Origin of the sequence: Williamsia maris (assembly GCF_024171815.1) — a bacterium.
Lineage (GTDB): Bacteria > Actinomycetota > Actinomycetes > Mycobacteriales > Mycobacteriaceae > Williamsia_A > Williamsia_A maris.
The window spans coordinates 162,236-176,835 of record NZ_JAMTCJ010000001.1 but is presented as its reverse complement, the minus strand read 5'-3'; the positions used below and the strand labels follow the sequence as shown (position 1 = coordinate 176,835).

13 protein-coding genes are annotated in these 14,600 nt (G+C 68.5%); 7 read left to right on the top strand and 6 right to left on the bottom strand.

The window, feature by feature from the left end; genetic code table 11:
• The first annotated feature begins 79 nt into the window (after window positions 1-79).
• The 4 genes from LX13_RS00805 to yhjD are packed head-to-tail and all read left to right on the top strand — an operon-like array spanning window position 80 to window position 4,328.
• The gene (locus LX13_RS00805; protein ID WP_253659427.1) at window positions 80-1,336 is read left to right on the top strand and encodes an MFS transporter; all 1,257 of its coding nucleotides are present in this window, start codon (window positions 80-82) and stop codon (window positions 1,334-1,336) included.
• A gap of 10 nt (window positions 1,337-1,346) precedes the next feature.
• Window positions 1,347-2,174, top strand: coding sequence for an exodeoxyribonuclease III (locus tag LX13_RS00800; protein WP_253659426.1), 828 nt, complete (start codon window positions 1,347-1,349; stop codon window positions 2,172-2,174).
• Between the two features lie 36 nt (window positions 2,175-2,210).
• Entirely contained in the window at window positions 2,211-3,215 is a 1,005-nt protein-coding gene (trpS, locus tag LX13_RS00795; RefSeq protein ID WP_253659425.1) for a tryptophan--tRNA ligase, read from the top strand.
• Window positions 3,216-3,263: 48 nt separating this feature from the next.
• Complete coding sequence (yhjD, locus tag LX13_RS00790) at window positions 3,264-4,328, top strand: inner membrane protein YhjD (protein WP_253659424.1); 1,065 nt, start codon at window positions 3,264-3,266, stop codon at window positions 4,326-4,328.
• Window positions 4,329-4,341: 13 nt separating this feature from the next.
• Here yhjD and LX13_RS00785 read toward each other — a convergent pair whose 3' ends face one another.
• The 4 genes from LX13_RS00785 to LX13_RS00770 all read right to left on the bottom strand — a co-directional run bounded on the left by LX13_RS00785 (window position 4,342) and on the right by LX13_RS00770 (window position 8,481).
• The gene (locus LX13_RS00785; protein WP_253659423.1) at window positions 4,342-5,643 is read right to left on the bottom strand and encodes a D-alanyl-D-alanine carboxypeptidase family protein; all 1,302 of its coding nucleotides are present in this window, start codon (window positions 5,641-5,643) and stop codon (window positions 4,342-4,344) included.
• Between the two features lie 42 nt (window positions 5,644-5,685).
• Window positions 5,686-6,489: an alpha/beta fold hydrolase gene (locus LX13_RS00780; protein ID WP_253659422.1), complete on the bottom strand. Its 804-nt coding sequence runs from the start codon at window positions 6,487-6,489 to the stop codon at window positions 5,686-5,688.
• Between the two features lie 145 nt (window positions 6,490-6,634).
• Entirely contained in the window at window positions 6,635-8,032 is a 1,398-nt protein-coding gene (locus tag LX13_RS00775; protein WP_253659421.1) for an aspartate aminotransferase family protein, read from the bottom strand.
• Window positions 8,029-8,481: an Lrp/AsnC family transcriptional regulator gene (locus LX13_RS00770; RefSeq protein WP_253659420.1), complete on the bottom strand. Its 453-nt coding sequence runs from the start codon at window positions 8,479-8,481 to the stop codon at window positions 8,029-8,031. The genes LX13_RS00775 and LX13_RS00770 overlap by 4 nt, the downstream gene beginning before the upstream one ends.
• 109 nt (window positions 8,482-8,590) lie before the next feature.
• On the opposite strand from LX13_RS00770, the gene LX13_RS00765 reads away from it, so the two are divergent.
• The 3 genes from LX13_RS00765 (at window position 8,591) to LX13_RS00755 (ending at window position 12,057) form a co-directional block, all read left to right on the top strand.
• Window positions 8,591-10,081 carry a gamma-aminobutyraldehyde dehydrogenase gene (locus LX13_RS00765; RefSeq protein WP_253659419.1) on the top strand — a complete coding sequence of 497 codons (1,491 nt, stop codon included), beginning with the start codon at window positions 8,591-8,593 and terminating at the stop codon, window positions 10,079-10,081.
• A 5-nt stretch (window positions 10,082-10,086) separates the two neighbouring features.
• On the top strand, window positions 10,087-11,511 hold the full coding sequence (locus LX13_RS00760; protein WP_253659418.1) for an NAD(P)/FAD-dependent oxidoreductase: 1,425 nt from the start codon (window positions 10,087-10,089) through the stop codon (window positions 11,509-11,511).
• A gap of 78 nt (window positions 11,512-11,589) precedes the next feature.
• Window positions 11,590-12,057, top strand: a complete 468-nt coding sequence (locus tag LX13_RS00755; RefSeq protein WP_253659417.1) for an SRPBCC family protein — start codon at window positions 11,590-11,592, stop codon at window positions 12,055-12,057.
• Between the two features lie 16 nt (window positions 12,058-12,073).
• Here LX13_RS00755 and LX13_RS00750 read toward each other — a convergent pair whose 3' ends face one another.
• Window positions 12,074-12,958: a universal stress protein gene (locus tag LX13_RS00750; RefSeq protein ID WP_253659416.1), complete on the bottom strand. Its 885-nt coding sequence runs from the start codon at window positions 12,956-12,958 to the stop codon at window positions 12,074-12,076.
• Window positions 12,948-14,462, bottom strand: coding sequence for an APC family permease (locus LX13_RS00745; RefSeq protein ID WP_253659415.1), 1,515 nt, complete (start codon window positions 14,460-14,462; stop codon window positions 12,948-12,950). The genes LX13_RS00750 and LX13_RS00745 overlap by 11 nt, the downstream gene beginning before the upstream one ends.
• Between the last annotated feature and the right edge of the window lie 138 nt (window positions 14,463-14,600).

Below are 14,600 nucleotides of genomic sequence, written 5' to 3'. Positions count from 1 at the left end.
TGACTCGTGGCGCCCGCTGGTGTGCGCCCTCTCATCGCAAGCGGACCTGACGGTTCATCCTGTGTGAAAGGACTGCGCCATGACCACCGCGCTGCACACCGACGCCGACTCGACCTCTGCGGCGGTGACCCGCACCCGACGGGTCGCGATCCTCGCGCTGGCCCTCGGCGGCTTCGGCATCGGAACCACCGAGTTCGTGTCGATGGGACTGCTCCCCAACATCGCCGGTTCGCTCGACATCAGCGAACCCACTGCCGGCCACGTCATCTCCGCGTACGCGCTCGGCGTGGTCGTGGGCGCACCCCTGATCGCCGCAGCGACCGCACGGATGTCCCGACGGACCCTGCTCATCGCACTCATGGTCGCGTTCGTCGTGGGCAACGCCGCGACGGTCTTCGCGCCCACCTACGGGACGTTGATGGCGGCCCGGTTCGTCGCGGGTCTGCCGCACGGTGCGTACTTCGGTGTCGCCGCGCTGGTCGCGGCCCACCTCGCCGGTGCGGGCAGCCGCGCCAAGGCCGTCGGCCAGGTGATGATGGGCCTGTCGGTCGCCAACGTGGTCGGTGTCCCGGCCGCGACCTGGCTCGGCGACTCCCTCGGCTGGCGGACCGCGTTCGGTGTCGTCGTCGTCATCGGACTGCTCACCATCGCGGCGCTGATCCGCTACCTGCCCCCGCTCACGGGCATGACCATGAGCAACCCGATGACCGAGCTCGGCGCCCTCGCCCGCCCGCAGGTGTGGTTCACCCTGCTGATCGGGATCGTCGGTTTCGGCGGCATGTTCGCGTTCTACACCTACATCCACACCACCCTGACCGACGTCTCCGGACTACCCGGTGGACTCGTCCCGATCGCGCTGATGCTGTTCGGGATCGGCATGGTCGTGGGCAACATCGTCGGCGGAGCGCTCGCCGACCGCAACGTCGTCGGGACCCTCGTGGCCGGACTGGTCTCGATCGTCGTCGCCCTGCTGGCGTTCGTCGCCGTGGCGGGCAACGTCTGGACTGCGCTGGTCCTGGTCTTCGTCGTCGGCGTGACCGGCTCGGCGTTGGTGCCGGCCCTGCAGACCCGACTCATGGATGTCGCCGACGACGCCCAGACCCTGGCCGCCGCTCTGAACCACTCGGCGCTCAACGTCGCCAACGCCGGCGGCGCGTGGCTCGGTGGTCTGGTCATCGCAGGCGGGTTCGGCTATCGCGCGCCGTCGGTGCTCGGGGCGGGGCTCGGGGTCGCCGGGCTGGTCATGCTCGCGGTGGCGGTGTTCGCGCAGCGGCGCACCACGGACAAGGCGAACTCCGTTGCGGCCGAAATCGATACGCCGGTAGGCGTCCACTAGTCTCGCGGCCGTGCCCTTCACGATCACCACAGCCAACGTCAACGGCGTCCGCGCCGCGGTCAAGGAACGCAATCCGCACAACCCCGGGATGTTGCCCTGGTTGGGTGCGCCGACGGGCGTGCGCTTCGTGCTGATGCAGGAGATCCGCGCCACCGAGGAGCAGGCCCGTGAGGCCCTGGCCCCGGCCCTCGACGACGGCTGGCACCTGTCGATGGTCGACTCCTCGGTCAAGGGCCACGCCGGTGTCGGGGTGTTGAGCACCGTCGCACCCACCGCGGTGCGCCGGGGATTCGGTGATGACGAGTTCGATCACACCGGCCGGTACCTGGAGGCGGATTTCGCCGCCGCCGACGACCGACCCCCGCTCACCCTGGGGTCGTTGTACCTGCCCAAAGGCGCCTCCGACGGACCCAAGCGGGACGACAAGTTCCGGTTCATGGACTCGTTCGCCGCACACCTCGACACGGCCGCGCGCAAACGCCGTGCGGTCGTCGTGGGCGGCGACTGGAACATCGCACACACCGAGCTCGATCTGAAGGCCTGGAAGACGAACTCGAAGAGCCCCGGGTTCCTCCCCGAGGAGAGGCAGTGGATCGCCGACCTGCTCTCCGGTCGGTGGACCGATGTGGTGCGCTCGCTGAGCGGTGACGAGCCGGGACCGTATTCGTGGTGGTCGTGGCGCGGCAAGGCCTTCGACAACGATTCGGGCTGGCGGATCGACTACCACCTGGCCAACGCGGCGGCGGCGAAGCTCGCGACCTCGACACGCGTGGAGCGGGCGGAGGCCTACGACCGGCGCTGGTCCGACCACGCGCCGGTCACCGTCGAGTACGCCTGAAAACCTGTTTGTGCACGGATGGAAGAATCGACAACCATGACCAGCCCCCGGGTACTGTCCGGTATCCAGCCCACCAGCGACTCGTTCCACCTCGGCAACTACCTGGGCGCGGTTCGGCAGTGGGTGGCGCTCCAGGACGACTTCGAGGCGTTCTACTTCATCCCGGACATGCACGCGATCACCGCGCCGCACGATCCGGCCGCGCTGCGTGAGCGCACGCACGTCAGCGTCGCCCAGTTGCTCGCCGTCGGTGTCGATCCCGAGCGCGCGACCGTCTACGTGCAGTCACACGTCCCGGAGATCGCCCAGCTGACCTGGGTGCTGTCGTGCATCACGGGATTCGGCGAGGCGAGCCGGATGACCCAGTTCAAGGACAAGTCGGCCAAGCAGGGCGTCGACACCGCCGGCGTCGGACTGTTCACCTACCCGATCCTGATGGCCGCGGACATCCTGGCCTTCGGAGTCGATCGCGTACCGGTCGGGGAGGACCAGCGCCAGCATCTCGAGCTGACCCGAAACCTGGCCCAGCGGTTCAACTCCCGGTTCGGGGAGACGTTCGTCGTCCCCACCGCGCACATCGTCACCGAGACGGCCAAGATCTACGACCTGCAGAACCCGACCGCGAAGATGAGCAAGTCGGCCGACAGTGACGCCGGACTGATCAACCTGCTCGACGAGCCGAAGCGATCGGCGAAGAAGATCCGGTCCGCGGTCACCGACAACGAGCGTGAGATCCGGTTCGACGTCGAGAACAAGCCCGGTGTGTCCAACCTGCTCTCCATCCAGTCCGCCCTCACCGGAACCCCGATCGCCGACCTGGTGGCCGGATACGAGGGCAAGGGATACGGGGATCTCAAGGTCGAGACCGCCGACGCACTCGTCGAGTTCGTCGAGCCGTTGCGGGGTCGGGTCGCCGAGTTGCTCGCCGACCGGGGCGAGCTCGACGCGATCCTGGCGCGCGGAGCAGCACGGGCACGTGACGTGGCCGCGCAGACGCTGGCAACCGCCTATGACAGGGTGGGGTTCCTGCCGAGGACGTAGCTCGGTGAGGCACGCAGCAGCCCACCCGCCGACGAGCAGGGAGCGATGATGGCCGACACGCAGAAGACCACGACCCCCGAGACCGCGGAGTCCTCCGACGACACACCATCCCGCCTGGAGACGTTGCGGGCGAGGTATCCGTGGCTGGACCATCTGGTCCGCGCAGGCGGCCGCTATCAGAGCAGCAAGGGCGACTTCTTCGCCGCGGGTGCGACGTACTTCAGCATCCTGGCGCTGTTCCCGCTGCTGATGATCGGGTTCGCCGCGGCCGGCTTCGTGTTCACGGCGAGCCCCGGCCTTCTCGACGACGCGAAGAACAAGATCGCCGACTCGGTCCAGGGCGACATGGGCAACCAGCTACAGGACCTGATGGACCAGGCCATCTCGTCGCGTGCGTCGATCGGTGTCATCGGGCTGGTTCTCGCGATCTACTCCGGCCTCGGGTGGATGGCGAACCTGCGCAACGCGCTGACCGTGCAGTGGGGGACCGAGCCGCCGTCGTCGTCGTTCGTCAAGACCAAGGTCGGTGACCTCGGAGCGCTGCTCGGACTGTTCGTGGCCCTGGTGGTGTCGTTCGGACTGTCCGCGCTCGCGGGCAGTGGCCTGACCACCAAGCTCCTCGAGCTGGTCAATCTCGACCACCTGCCAGGTGTGTCCATCCTGATCCGGGTGCTGTCGATCGTGGTCTCACTCGCCGCCTCGACGCTGCTGTTCACCTGGGTCATCGCGCGGCTGCCGCGGATCCCGCTGCCGTACCGCAACGCGGTCAAGGCGGGTCTGCTCACCGCCGTCGTCTTCGAGGTCTTCAAGTTCATCGCGACCTTCTACCTCAAGGGCGTCACCAGCGGCCCCGCGGGCGCGACCTTCGGCCCGATCATCGGCATCATGGTGTTCGCGTTCTTCACCACCCGCATCATCCTGTTCGCCACGGCCTGGGCGGCCACCGACGAGGCGAACGCCCGCTTCGAGCAGACGGCGGTCCCCGACCCCGTCACCATCGCGCCGACCGTGGTGGTCCGACCGGAGCCGTCGCCCACCGCCGTCGCGGCGTCGATCGCCGCCGGTGCGGTTGCGGCGCTGACGTTCTCGCGGTTCCGCTCGCGCCGGAGGTAGCTGTCAGCGCCGCTCAGTGGGAGCGGCGGTTGACGCGGATCGCGGCGTAGACCAGACCGATCACGACGAGTACTCCGATACCGCCGAACAGCAGTCGGTCGGTCCAGTCCGAACCGCCGGGCCCGTCGGGGGACGAGGGGTACGCCAGATTCCCCGACCGGTCCGCGCCGGCAGACGCCGACGGCGAGGTCGACGCGCCGGCACCCGCGGGGCCCGACACCAGTGTCCCCACCGACGCCTGTGCGCCGGTTGCGAATCCGAGGTCCAGTAGCGCCTTCGCCTGATCCCAGTACGAATCGCCGGCCTCGTTGAGGCCGTACATCTGCACCACGATCAGGCTCCGGCCGTCCCGCTCGACCGCGCCGACGAACGTCTTACGGGCATCGTCGGTGTAACCGGTCTTCCCGCCGATCGTGCCGGGGTACTGGTCGAGCAACAGTCGGTTCTGCGTCTGCATCAGATACCCGGGATGATCCTTGTCGCCGGGGACGTCGGCGAGTTTCGGGTATCCCGGGAACGGCGCGCTCACGTTCGACACGAGCTCGCGGAACGTCGAGTTCTTCAGCGCCGCACGGAAGACGAGGGCCAGATCGTAGGGCGACGTACTCATCCCGGGGGCGTCGAGGCCGGACGGCGACGCGGCGCGGGTGTCCTCGGCGCCGAGGTCGTGCGCCATCTCGTTCATCTTGCCGACGGCGACGTCGTAACCGCCCAGTTCGCGGGCGAGGGCGTTGGCGCAGTCGTTTCCCGACACCATCAGCAGGCCCTGCAACAACTGCCGCACGGTGTAGGTGCCGCCGGGACCGATGCCTGCGGAGTCACCCTCCATGCCGTAGTCCTCCCGCGTCCCGATGACGACCTTGTCGAGGTCGAGTTCGTCGAGCGCGACCAACGCCAGCAGGGTCTTGATGGTGCTGGCCGGTCGGTAGCGACCGTGCGGGTCCTTGGCCGCGAGGACCGCGCCCGATCCGGCGTCGGCGACGAGCCAGCCGGCCGAGGTGATGCCACGCGGGATGGCATTCGGTGACCCGGCCGTCACGACGCCACACGCCGAGAGTCGCTCACCTCCGACCGTGGGATCGGGGACCGGCAGCGGCGCGGGGGCGGCCTGGCCGGCCGGTGGCACCTCCGAGGAATCGACCGCGGCCGCGGGCTGCGACCGGTACGGACAGCGTTCGGTGTTCGGGGTGGAGGGCGCGGCGACATCGGGGGTCGCGACCACGGGGTCGGCCTGGGCGGGTGCCCCGACCGCGACACACGCCGCGAGCAGGGCGGACGCGACGAGAACGCGGAACGAGTGCGAGACCGGGGACATTGCTGTCGAACGTACCGCGCGAACGAACGCAAACCCGGTATATCAGGACCGTAAGAACTCGGCGGCCCGGCGACCCCAGCCGCGGATGGCGTCGGGGTCCTCGGCGACCTCGAGGGTCGACGCGGCCAGCGTGTCGGCCAGCAACTCGGCCGTGCTCACGGGGTGTCCGGGGTCGGTGGCCCACGGCAGGAGCAACGTCGGGTGCCCCAGACCGGCCAACTCCGCGGTGTCGGGGAGATCGGAGATGGCGGCCCCGCGCAGCACCGACGGCAGCAGGTCGATGCCCACCGACGGCCGCTTAGGCTCGTCCGCCCATCCGCCCGCGGTGAGGATCTCCGCCTGCGGCTGCTCGGCCATCGCAGCGACGAACGCGTCGATGTCGTGCTGCTCCGCGATCACCGCCGCGGCCAGATATCCCTCGACCTGGGCGGCTCGCGTCTGCCACGCGGTGGGCGGGATCGCGAGCACCAGCCGTCGGAACCGGTCGGGGCGGCGGAGTGCGGCCCACAGGATGGTCGCCGTTCCCATCGAGGCGCCGATGGCGTCGACCGGGGCGTCCGGCGACACCGCGTCGATCAGCGCCAGGAGGTCGTCGGCCAGCGTGGTCCACGCGTAGTCGGCCGGTTCGGGGCGTCCGCTGGACTCGCCGTGACCTCGTGCGTCGTACCGCACGAGCTGTGTGTCGACGTCGTCGACGGCAGACCAGTCGAAGATGCCGCCGGCGTCCTCGTCGGAACGACTCGAGGTCAGGCCGTGCGCGGAGATGACGACGCGTCTGCCGGCGTCGGTCGGGGTGGGGGCAAAGACGAGGGCCGTCCCGGGCAGGGGGAGCTGGGCATCGGACATGGTCCCAGGGTAGGCGGAATACCGGTGCGCGCACGTGGGTTGAGCACCCATGACGGTGCCCGACCCACTGCCCCGGGTACCACCCCATTTGCCGCCACGAGCGGCCTTCTGCCGAGAGGCGCAATGGCGGGCACCGTCACCTACCTCAGATCAGCGAGTACGCCTCGGTGAGCACCGAGCGCAGGATCTGCTCGATCTCGTCGAACTCCGACTGACCACAGATCAGCGGGGGTGCGAGCTGCACCACCGGATCGCCGCGGTCGTCGGCGCGGCAGTAGAGCCCCGCCTCGAACAGGGCGTGCGACAGGAACCCGCGCAGCACCCGCTCGGACTCGTCGGCGGTGAACGTCTCCTTGGTCGCCTGGTCCTTGACCAGTTCGATCCCGTAGAAGTAGCCCTCGCCGCGGACGTCGCCGACGATCGGCAGATCCTTCAGCCGCTCCAGGGTCGAGCGGAACGCGCCGGCATTGTTCTTGACGTTGTCGTTGATGCCCTCGCGCTCGAAGATGTCGAGGTTCGCCAACGCGACCGCCGCCGAGACCGGGTGTCCGCCGAAGGTGTAGCCGTGCGCGAACGAGGTGATGCCGTCGTCGAACGGCTCGAACAGTCGGTCGCTGGCGATCATGGCGCCGATGGGGGAGTACCCCGACGTCATTCCCTTTGCGCACGTGATGATGTCGGGGACGTAGCCGAAGTCGTCGCAGGCGAACATCGAGCCGATCCGTCCGAAGGCGCAGATCACCTCGTCCGACACCAGCAACACGTCGTACTCGTCGCAGATCTCGCGTACCCGTTCGAAGTATCCGGGCGGGGGCGGGAAGCATCCGCCCGCGTTCTGCACCGGCTCGAGGAACACCGCGGCCACCGTCTCCGGTCCCTCGAACTCGATGGCCTCGGCGATCCGGTCAGCGGCCCAGCGTCCGAACGCCTTCGGGTCGTCGCCGTGTTCGGTGGCGCGGTAGATGTTCGTGTTCGGGACGCGGAACGCGCCGGGGGTCAGGGGTTCGAAATCCTGCTTCATCGCCGGGATCCCGGTGATCGCGAGCGCTCCCTGCGGGGTGCCGTGGTAGGCGACCGCACGCGAGATCACCTTGTGCTTGTACGGCTTTCCCTTGAGCTTGAAGTACTTCTTGGCCAACTTCCACGCGCTCTCGACCGCCTCGCCGCCGCCGGTGGTGAAGAAGACGCGGTTGAGGTCGCCGGGGGCGTAGTGGGCCAAGCGCTCCGCGAGTTCGATCGCGGGTGGCGTCGCGTAGGACCACAGCGGGAAGAACCCAAGGGTCTGCGCCTGGTTCGCGGCGGCGCGGGCGAGTTCCTCCCGGCCGTGGCCGACCTGCACCACGAACAGGCCCGACAGGCCGTCGATGTAGCTCCGTCCGCGGTCGTCGAAGATGCGGACACCCTCGCCCCGGGTGATGACCGGTGGGGTGATGCCCTCGCCGTGGCGGGCGAAATGCCCCCACAGGTGTCGGGCGCTGCGGGCCCCGAGATCGGTACCTGCCGCATCGGAGTCGGACGTGACGGGAAGTGGTGTGGTTGTCATCGGGTACCCCAGTTGTATTGCTGTTTGACGAGTTTCAGGTAGACGAGCGTCTCCGTGCCGGTCACGCCCGGTTGAGTGCGGACCTTCTGGTTCAGCAGTTCGAGCAGGCCGTCGTCGTCCTCGCACACCACCTCGATCATGATGTCGAACGATCCGGCGGTCAGGACCACGTAGTCGATCTCGTCGATCTCGGCGAGCTTCTCGGCGAGCACCACCGAGTCGCCGGTGCAGCGGATACCGATCATCGCCTGCCGGGCGAAGCCCACCTGCAACGGATCGGTGACCGCGACGATCTGCAGAACGCCACTGTCGCTGAGCTTCTGGACGCGATTGCGGACGGCTGCCTCGGACAGACCGACCGACTTGCCCACCGATGCGTAGGACCGACGACCGTCGGTCTGCAACGCCTCGATGATCTGTTTCGAGACATGATCGAGGTCCTTGGCCACGTGGCCATGGTGACGGATTCCGTAGTTTTCCGCAAGAAAAGCCGCCGATTCGGTCGTTCAATGGTCACTTTCGTGGCGGATTCCGTCTTCGGTCGCCTACCATCAGGCCATGTCGACCACTCTGCCCGCAGGTTGGGTGTCCGGTGCCGCGTTCGTCGCCACCGGCGCCCAGCACACCGTCATCGATCCCGCGACGGACCGGCCGGTCGCGTACATGGCGCTCGCGACCGCCGCCGACGTCGACGCCGCGGTGGCCGTCGCGCGCGCCGCCCTCCCCGACTGGGCCGGTGCCACCCCGGGTGAGCGCAGCACCGTCCTCGGGCGCCTGGCGCGGCTGATCGAACGCGACTCGGACGCCTTCGCGGCCGAGGAGGTGTCGCAGACCGGCAAGCCCATCCGCCTGGCGACCGAGTTCGACCTGCCCGGCGCCGTCGACAACACCGACTTCTTCGCCGGAATCGCACGCAATCTCGAGGGCAAGGCCAGCGCCGAGTACTCCGCCGACCACACCTCGTCGATCCGGCGGGAGGCGATCGGTGTCGTCGCGTCGATCACGCCGTGGAACTATCCCCTCGGCATGGCCGTGTGGAAGGTGATGCCCGCGTTGGCCGCCGGCTGCACGGTGGTCCTCAAACCCGCGGAGCTGACCCCGCTGACCACCATCAGCCTCGCCGCCCTGGCGACCGAGGCCGGTGTGCCGAACGGCGTGCTCAACGTCCTCACCGGGACCGGCGCGGAGGTGGGCGCGCATCTCGCGGGCCATCGCGGCGTCGACGTCGTGACCTTCACCGGCTCCACCGGTGTGGGACGGCGCGTGATGGCGGCTGCGGCCACGAACGGCACACGCGTACAACTCGAACTCGGCGGAAAAGCGCCCTTCGTGGTGTTCGACGACGCCGACCTCACCGCGGCCGTCCACGGCGCGGTCGCCGGGTCGCTCATCAACGCCGGGCAGGACTGCACCGCGGCCACCCGCGCGATCGTGGCACGGGATCTCTACGACGACTTCGTCGCCGGGGTGGGTGAGTTGATGGCCCGCGTGCGTGTGGGCGATCCGTCCGACCCCGCGACCGACATGGGTCCGCTGATCTCCCGGGCGCACCGCGACAAGGTGGCCGCGATGGTCGCGCGCGCCACCGATTCCGGGATCCGGGCGGTCACCGGGGGATCGGTACCGGACGGGCCCGGCGCGTACTACCCGCCCACCCTGCTGGCCGACGTCGGTGAGGACGCGGAGGTCTACCGCGACGAGGTCTTCGGGCCGGTGCTCACGGTCAGCGCGTTCGACGACGACGACGATGCGATCCGGCGCGCGAACGACACCGACTTCGGCTTGGCGGCGTCGGCGTGGACCCGGGACGTCTACCGCGCGCAGCGCGCCGGACGTGAGATCCACGCCGGCTGCGTGTGGATCAACGACCACATCCCCATCGTCAGCGAGATGCCGCACGGCGGCTTCGGCGCCTCCGGGTTCGGCAAGGACATGTCCGCCTACTCGCTCGACGAGTACCTCAGCGTCAAACACGTGATGAGCGACATCACCGGCGTGGCCCACAAGGACTGGCACCGCACGGTGTTCACCCTGCCGAGCGAGGGGTGACCGCGATGTCGGCATGGCTCGAGGAGCCGACCCAGCGCGGGGCCGCGATGGTGGCAGACGCGGTCCGCGCACCCTACTGGCTGGACCGTCCCGAACGACCCGCCGCACGTCCGGGTCTGGGGACCGACACCGACACCGACACCGACCTGCTGATCGTCGGCGGCGGGTTCACCGGGCTCTGGACCGCCGTGCAGGCCGCGGAGGAGAACCCGGATCGGCGGATCCTGCTCGTCGAGGGCGCACGCATCGCCGACGGTGCGTCGGGCCGCAACGGCGGGTTCTGCTCGGCCAGCCTCACCCACGGCCTCGCCAACGGGGTTGCGCGATATCGCGACGAGTTGCCGACCCTGCTGCGTTTCGGTGTCGAGACCCTCGACGACATCGAGGCGGCCCTGGAGCGGCTCGGTGTCGACGCCGCCGCCGAACGGGTCGGGGAACTGGACATCGCGAACTTCGACTGGCAGGTCGACGATGTCCGCGAACACGTCACCGAGGCCCTGCTCTACGACCAACCGGCCACCTTCTACGGCCGTGACGAGGCCAGGGCGAGGGTGAACTCGCCGATGGTCGCCGCCGCCGCACACGATCCGAACGTGATGATGGTGGACCCGGCCAAGCTCGCGTGGGGTCTGGCCGCCGCGGCCGAACGTCTCGGTGTCCGGATCGTCGAGAACACCGAGATCGTGTCGCTGCGGCGCAGGCGGGGCTCGATCCGCGCGCGGACCGCCGCAGGCACCATCACCGCAGGCCGCGTCGTCGTGGCCACCGCCGCCACACGGCCGCTGCTGCGGCGCAACCGCTGGGCGATGGTCCCGGTGTGGGACTACGTCCTGATGACCGAACCGCTCACCGCCGAGCAACGGGCCGCCATCGGATGGTCGGGTCGGGAGGGGTTGGCCGACAGCGGATCCCGGTTCCACTACTTCCGACTGACCGTCGACGACCGCATCCTGTTCGGTGGATGGGACGCGGTCTACCACTACGGTTCGGACCACGATCCACGCCACGCGTACGACGACGCCGAGTTCGCGCTGCTCGCCGAGCACCTGCTGCAGATGTTCCCGCAGCTCGACGGGATCGGGATCAGCCACGTGTGGGGCGGGGCCATCGACACCTGTTCGCGGTTCTCGGCCTTCTGGGACACGAGTATGGGCGGCCGGGTCGTGTCGGTCCTCGGTTTCACCGGACTCGGTGTCGGCGCAGCACATTTCGGCGCGCGCACCGCACTCGATCTCGTCGACGGCCGGGACACCGAACGCACCCGCAGTGCCATGGTCCGCAGCCGGCCCATCCCGTTCCCGCCGGAACCGTTGCGCTGGATCGGGATAACCATCACCCGCAAGGAGTTCGCGAGGTCCGACCGACGGAAGGGCCGTCGCGGACTGTGGCTGCGCGCCATGGATGCCGTCGGACTGGGTTTCGACAGTTGATCGCTCCGCGATCGGGTTCGACAGCTGATCGCTCCGTGACGGTTTCGACGGCAGAACGATTCGCGTACGTTGGATTGCATGAGCAATCAGACGAGTGTCACGGTCGAGCGTCTCATCGACGCATCCGCGAAGGACATCTTCGAGATCCTGTCCAATCCGAAACGCCACGTCGAACTCGACGGATCCGGGTTCGTCCGCGGTGATGAGAACGGCGAGCGGATCAGCAAGGTCGGCGACGTCTTCACCATGAACATGGACGGTCCGCACATGGGCGGCGAGTACAAGACCGACAACCACGTCAGCGGTTTCGTCAACGACAAGCTGCTCGCATGGAAGACCGCGCCCGCGGGCACCGAGCCTCCCGGGTGGGAGTGGCTGTGGGAGCTCGAGCCCCAGGGACCCGACGCCACCCTCGTGCGTCAGACCTACGACTGGTCGAACGTCACCGACAAGGAACTGCTCAAGCAGATCTCCTTCCCGCTGGTCAGCGAGAAGGAACTCGAGGACTCCCTCGGACGCCTCGCAGCGGCGACCACCGGCGCATAGCCCGTCCGCCGGGCGATCACTCGCCCGACTTGGGGACCACGATGATCGGCGCGGTGGTTCCGCGCAGGATGCGTGCGGCGGTGGATCCGAGGAACGCGCGGCTCGGTGGCCCCAGTCGGGCCGAGCCGACCGCGACGATGTCGCCCTCGGTCCACCGCAGCATCTCCATCGCCTCGTCGAGGGTGTCACCCTCGGCGACAACGGATTCGATCTTCTGCGTTGTCTCGGCACCGTCGCGTGCCTCGTCGAGGATGGCCGTGGCCGCCGCCACGTGACGCACGCGGGTCTGCGACGAGGTCTCTGAATCGGCCAACGGCCCGTCGTCCAACGACACCAGCGACACCAGCCGGATCGACATCCCGGCCTTCTCGGCGAGGGACAGCGCGAACGGGAGCGGGTTGTCGCCACGGGTCGTGGTGGGTACCGCCACGGTGACCGACGTGAGCGGGACATCCGCGCGATCGGAATATCCGCGGGGGGCCAGCGCGACCGGCAGCGGGGAGCAGTGCACCAGTTCGGAGCTGATCGAGCCGAGGGTGTGTCGCCCGAACAGCCCATCTCGAGTCCCGCCGACGACGATCATGTCGGCCCCGGTGGCGGCGGCGAAATCGATCAGCCCCTCCGTGAACGACTCGGCCACCGGCGCATGCAGTTCCACCCCGACTGCCTCGGGTACCAGCTTCGCCCCCTGCGCCAGCCACTCCTGCGCCCGCGCGACGAGCATGTCCTGGTAGGCGGCGCGACCGGGCGTGCCGTCGGGTTCCTCGGATCGAACCACGCACACGAGATCGACCGCGGCGCCGGTGGATTCGGCCAGCGCGACCGCGAGCGCGACCCCGTCGTCGCCGGACTGCGTGGCGAGATAGCCGACGGTGATGCGGGGGTGGGTGTCAGTAGACATCGGGGACCTTGACCTCGGTGGTGGCGTTGAGGGTCTTGCCGCGGAAGAAGTCCTTGCCGCCGGCGACGCACAGCAGCATCAGCGGGATGCCCAGGACCAGCATGCCGACCCCGAGGATGAACACGCCACCGATCCCGCCGAACGACGTCGAGCCGTAGTCGGGCTTGATCATGTCGATGGAGCTCTGCACGAACGCCCACGTCATCGCGAGCGCTCCGAGCAGCGGGAACAGGCCCCGCATGAAGAAGTGTCGGACGGACGTGAACAGCGAGCGTCGGAAATACCAGACGCAGGCGTAGGCGGTGATGCCGTAGTAGAAGGCGACCGCGAGTCCGAGCGACGACACCGAGTCGCCGAGCGTGTTCTCGCTGGCCAACGCCAACACCAGGTAGAAGAACAACGCGGCGGCACCCATGACCGCGGTACCGAACGCCGGCGTCATGTACCGGGGGTGGACCTTGGCGAATCGCTGCGGGATCGCCTTGTAGACCGCCATCGACAGGGTCCCCCGGGCAGTCGGCAGGATCGTCGACTGCGTGGACGACAGCGCCGAGATCGACACGGTGAGCAGCAGCAGCGACGACATCACGACGCCGGCCACGGGCTTGCCCAGGATGGTGAGGACGTCGTCGGTGTTGTCGGGATTGTTGAGGCCGATGCCGGTGTCGCCGAAACCCGCGAATGCCTGCACCGCGTAGGCCACGAGGACGTACGTGCAGACCAGGATCAGTGTGGTGAGAACGGCTGCGCGTCCGGGGGTCTTGGTCGAGTCCTTGGTCTCCTCGCCGACGGCCAGGCAGGCGTCCCAGCCCCAGTAGATGAAGATGCACAGGATGATGGCTGCCGCGAGCGACGAGGACGAGACCCCGCTGGGCCACAGCCAACTCCAGCTCGGGGTGATGGCCTGCGGACCGGCCTTGTCGAAGCCGACCTTCACCAGGGCGATGACGCTGGCGACGATCAGCACCCCGAACTGCACCGCGATGAGGACGTTCTGCATCCGCTCGCTGATCAGGATGCCGCGGATGCTCACCCACGTCATCGCGATGATGAAGAAGCACCCGACACCGACCTTGACGAGCAGGTTGTCGGCCAGCGACTCGAGTCCGAGGAACTTGAACATGTAGATCGCGGCGATCTCGGCGACGTTGGCCAGCACGATGATCGCCGAGACCGCGAGGCCCCAGCCGCCCATCCAGCCGATCCAGGGTCCGAACGCCTTGGTCGCCCACGTGAACGTGGTGCCGCAGTCGGGGGTGTCCTCACCGAGTTCGCGGTAGGCGAAGGCGATGAGCAGCATCGGGATGAAGGCGAGGACGAACATCGCCGGGGCCTTGGTCCCCACCTCGGCGACCACGAAGCCCAGGGTGGCGGCGAGGCTGTAGGCCGGTGCGACCGCCGACAACCCGATCACCACGTTCCCGACGAGCCCCAGGGATCCCGCTCGGAGTCCTTTGTCGGACGACGGTGCCGGCAGCGTGGACACCGGCTTTGATACGGCCATGCGCAGACACTACGATTTCCGCACCCAGTCCGCGCTCGAACGACGGATTTGTTTTCGATGCGGTAACACAGCGACTGAATCAGTCGTTTTTACCCGCGCTAACTGCTGGATCGCTCGACCGGCCGCACCGCATCGTGG